This is a genomic window from Rhodothermales bacterium (assembly GCA_034439735.1).
In the GTDB taxonomy this organism is placed as follows: Bacteria; Bacteroidota; Rhodothermia; order Rhodothermales; family JAHQVL01; genus JAWKNW01.
Genome location: JAWXAX010000026.1, coordinates 1 through 3,584, shown reverse-complemented (window position 1 = coordinate 3,584; position 3,584 = coordinate 1). Strand labels below are relative to the sequence as shown.

Sequence of the window (3,584 nt, the reverse complement as noted above, 5' to 3'; positions counted from 1 at the left end):
TGGCGACGACGAAGTGCATCTCCCGCGAGTCGAACGATTTGTAGATGGCGCGCGGAGCCCCCAGAGGGGTGAGTTTGTTGCCTGAGACAAACGCGTGCAGGGCGCCGAACGCGGCGCCGATCGTGCGGCCCAGCGTTTCGGAAGCGGATGGGCTATGGCTTGGGAGAATGGCGGCGAGCACGGGCTGTACCTCTACTTCCAGCGGCTCGACAAGCGATGTAATGTTCATGGTGGTCCTCAGTGGATGGAAGGTAGCGACTTCCCCCAATCAACGTGACGCATGAACAACGAAACGACCGGCAGACTCCGGTTGCTTTCGTACGTCAGATCCTCACAGACGAACGTAGGGATGGGACAGACCGACCGGGTGCCCCATCCCTGCGAAATGTTTACGCATCGACGACGGTTGCCAGCACCTATTTCAACAACGTCACCATGCGTGTCCCGAGGAAGCCCTCACCGCTCAGGTGTACGAAGTAGATTCCGCTCGGCAACCCGGATCCGTCGATGCGCACTTCTTCGATGGCCTCGGCGGCCGGAGTGGCGCTGTACAGCGTACGGACGCGCTGGCCGACGGCGTTATACAGCTCTACGGTCACAGGTTCGGCCTGCCGCACAGCGAAACGGATCGTCGTTTCGGGATTAAAGGGGTTCGGGTAGGCCGGCTCGAGCGTGAAGGCGTCTCGCAGACGGACGGACGCTTCAACGGCGGCTGAATGAGCGAAAGCCCCATCGAAATCGACCTGCTTGAGGCGATACTGGCGCGGACCTGGCCCTGGATTCGGCACCCGATAGCTGTACGTGCGGGGCCGATCGCTAGTGCCGGCGCCTGGAACGAACTCGAGGTCCTTAAAAGCCGCTCCGGACCGCTGCTGGACGTAAAAGCCGGCGTTGTTGCGCTCGCCGGCCGTCCGCCAGGTAAGCACCACATCGTCACCGTCGGCGACGGCGTCAAAGCCGGTGAGCGTGACGGGCAGGATGGCGTCGCCGATGCCGTTGAAGCTGATGTCGTCGATGAACCAGCCGGCGGCGACATCGCTCCCCGCGACGGCGCCGGCTTCGGTGGCGCTGAAGTGGAAACCAATCTGGACGATCGTGCCTTCCGGGACGGGCAGGACGACGGGCGGAGGCGACGACCATACGCTGCTGCTCGTATTGACGTAGGGGCCGGCGAGCGTGATCCAATCCCCGGCCGGCGTGCCGGCTCCATCGAGGATTCGATACTGTAGCGACCCCGTATCCCCATCGGAAAACGAGAACCAGTGGTTAAAGCGGATCGATGCCGGCCCGAGCACCAGGGCCGGGGCGGTGACAAGCCGGGTGTCGACGGGCTCGCGGTAGAAACCGTCGAGCACCGTGCCGGCGCACGCGTCGCCGCTGTTGCAGGAGACAGGGCCTACCGTGGGCGCGCCCACCTGCCACGTGCCGGCGGTGACGGACCAGTCCCGGATGCCGGACTCAAAGTCCTCAAACGCATCGAAGTACTGGAGTCCGGACACCATCTGGACCCCATCAATATACCAGCCAGGTCGAACGTCGGAGCCGGGCGTGCCCACGGCGTCGAAGGAACGGATGAGGAAGGCCAGTTGGATATCCTGCCCGGCATACGGCACCAGGTTAATCGAAGGCCGCGTCCATACGCCGCCTCCCGTAAACGTATATAGGGGTGAAATCGTCTCCCACTCGCCTTCCTGCACCCGCACCTGCACCTGACCGGAATCGCCGGCGCCAAAGTCGAACCAGTGCCAGAACTCAAGGCGCGGATTACGTGTGGCGACCGGCACGGTGAAGGAGACATACCGGATCAGGCGACTCTCCACGGGCTCTGCGTAGTTGTCGCCGAGGACGGTAGCGAAGCAGGTGTCCCCGACCAGGCAGGCGCCGGGGCCGGTGGTGGGCACACCGGTTTCCCAGGTGCCGGCTTCAACGCCCCACGCGAGGCCGGGAGCTAGAGACAGGGTGTCGCGCAACGGATCCTGAGCGGCGGATGTGTAGATTGCCGGCGGAAAGACGACGAGAAACGCGAGATATAGACGGGTGAGGATGGGCAGTTTCATGAGCAGGAATGGGCTGATGATGGATTGGAATTGGGCCGGGGGCCGGACGGCAATATACGCATTTTTGGAGAAGAACGTAGCCCGAATTGAGGTTAGGCACTTCGCAACAGCTATCGGCTCGCCCCGCGACAGAACCTTACTCGCCTACCCTCAGTTTTGTATCCTTCCCGACGGACGATCCCCATCGAAATGGAATTATTTTCGCGCGTGCTCAAAGGCTGCTGCCTCCTAGTTGTTTTGTTCGTCATTATGCTCGTCTTAATCATGCCGGATTTCTTCAAATTGCTGGCTGAAATCGTCCTGGAAATGGATCGATGATGCGTCAATACCTCAGGTCCTCACCGCCCTCATCGTTACATCAACCAACCAACTCGGTTAAGAAATGAGTGTTGTCGTCTGCAAAATACAGGAGGGAATCGGCTACGAAATCGCCTCGGACTCTATCTCCGTGCGCGGGATCACACAAACCAAGGGCGATAATACGAAGTTCGCCAAATTGTTCGAAGTGAACGACCTCGTGGTGGGCGGCGTCGGCCTGTCGAAGGAAATCGCGCTCCTCCAGATCTTCAGCAAGACGCACAAACCCTACGAAGCCTCAGAGTCCGCCATTCTAGATTTTATCTCTGAGTTTTCGAGCTGGAAAAAGGATAAAACTGGCGAAGCCGGCATCGAAAATCAATACCTCATCGGCTTCGAAGGCAGCGTGTTCTACATCGCCGGCTGGCTCGTGCGTGATGTAAAAACATACGAAGCCATCGGGGCCGGCATGGACTACGCACTGACGGCACTCTACCTGGGTAAGTCGTGTAAAGAAGCCGTTGAAGTGGCTATCGAATTGTCGGTCTACTGCGAGGGCCCCGTCAGTCTCATCGTGAAGTTGGATGGGGCGGCTGGGAAAAAGAAAAAGACAGGCCGTTAACCGCTTTCGGACGGCGTCTCTGGTCGCACCATGAACCCCACATCCGACTCTCGATATTCAGAAATCAAGAGCAAGCCCTCAGTTTCGCTGCCGTTCCATGTAGATGCCGTCTTTAACGCGGTATGCTCCGTCCTCCATCTCGAGCGCCACCAGCCGATTACCTTCGCGCATCCACACCGTATCGTCATCCATCTCTACGTGTTCGTTTTCGCCTAGCAGGAGTTGACCCTCATCGTTGATCTGCCAGGTGCTGTATTCGATGTCTTTATCGGGGTCGTCAAAAGCCCGGGAAACAATCTTCACGTCGCCGCCGGCTTTAAACGTAAAGTGGACGTCGATCTCATCGAGCAAGCCATCGACGGCGTTGAGAATGACGCGCTCCGCAGCCGTCTCCGCCTCGTTCTTCAAGTCAAATACGAGCCGCCACTCCCCCACCAGCTCCGATTCGCGCACCGGGGATTGCGCCCCTGCGGGCGACGTTTGGAAGGTAACCACAAGCGCAAGAACCAGTTGCATCAGTTTCATAGGATGGCGTAGGTAAGGGTGAGATAAGCGGCTGAGATATAATGCGAGTGCTTCCGCAAAAAGTTGCACGCCGGCCGGCGTGC

The 3,584-nt window shown here is 59.5% G+C and carries 4 protein-coding genes; 1 reads left to right on the top strand and 3 read right to left on the bottom strand.

Annotated elements, in window-relative coordinates; genetic code table 11:
• Both SH809_01700 and SH809_01695 read right to left on the bottom strand, forming a co-directional pair.
• A partial coding sequence (locus SH809_01700; GenBank protein MDZ4698393.1) for a hypothetical protein occupies nucleotides 1-229 on the bottom strand: 229 nt, incomplete at its 3' end.
• Nucleotides 230-416: 187 nt separating this feature from the next.
• Entirely contained in the window at nucleotides 417-2,057 is a 1,641-nt protein-coding gene (locus SH809_01695) for a T9SS type A sorting domain-containing protein (GenBank protein ID MDZ4698392.1), read from the bottom strand.
• Between the two features lie 382 nt (nucleotides 2,058-2,439).
• On the opposite strand from SH809_01695, the gene SH809_01690 reads away from it, so the two are divergent.
• Nucleotides 2,440-2,976, top strand: a complete 537-nt coding sequence (locus tag SH809_01690) for a hypothetical protein (GenBank protein MDZ4698391.1) — start codon at nucleotides 2,440-2,442, stop codon at nucleotides 2,974-2,976.
• Between the two features lie 78 nt (nucleotides 2,977-3,054).
• On the opposite strand, the gene SH809_01685 is transcribed toward SH809_01690, so the two are convergent.
• Entirely contained in the window at nucleotides 3,055-3,501 is a 447-nt protein-coding gene (locus tag SH809_01685; GenBank protein ID MDZ4698390.1) for a hypothetical protein, read from the bottom strand.
• Nucleotides 3,502-3,584 lie beyond the last annotated feature (83 nt).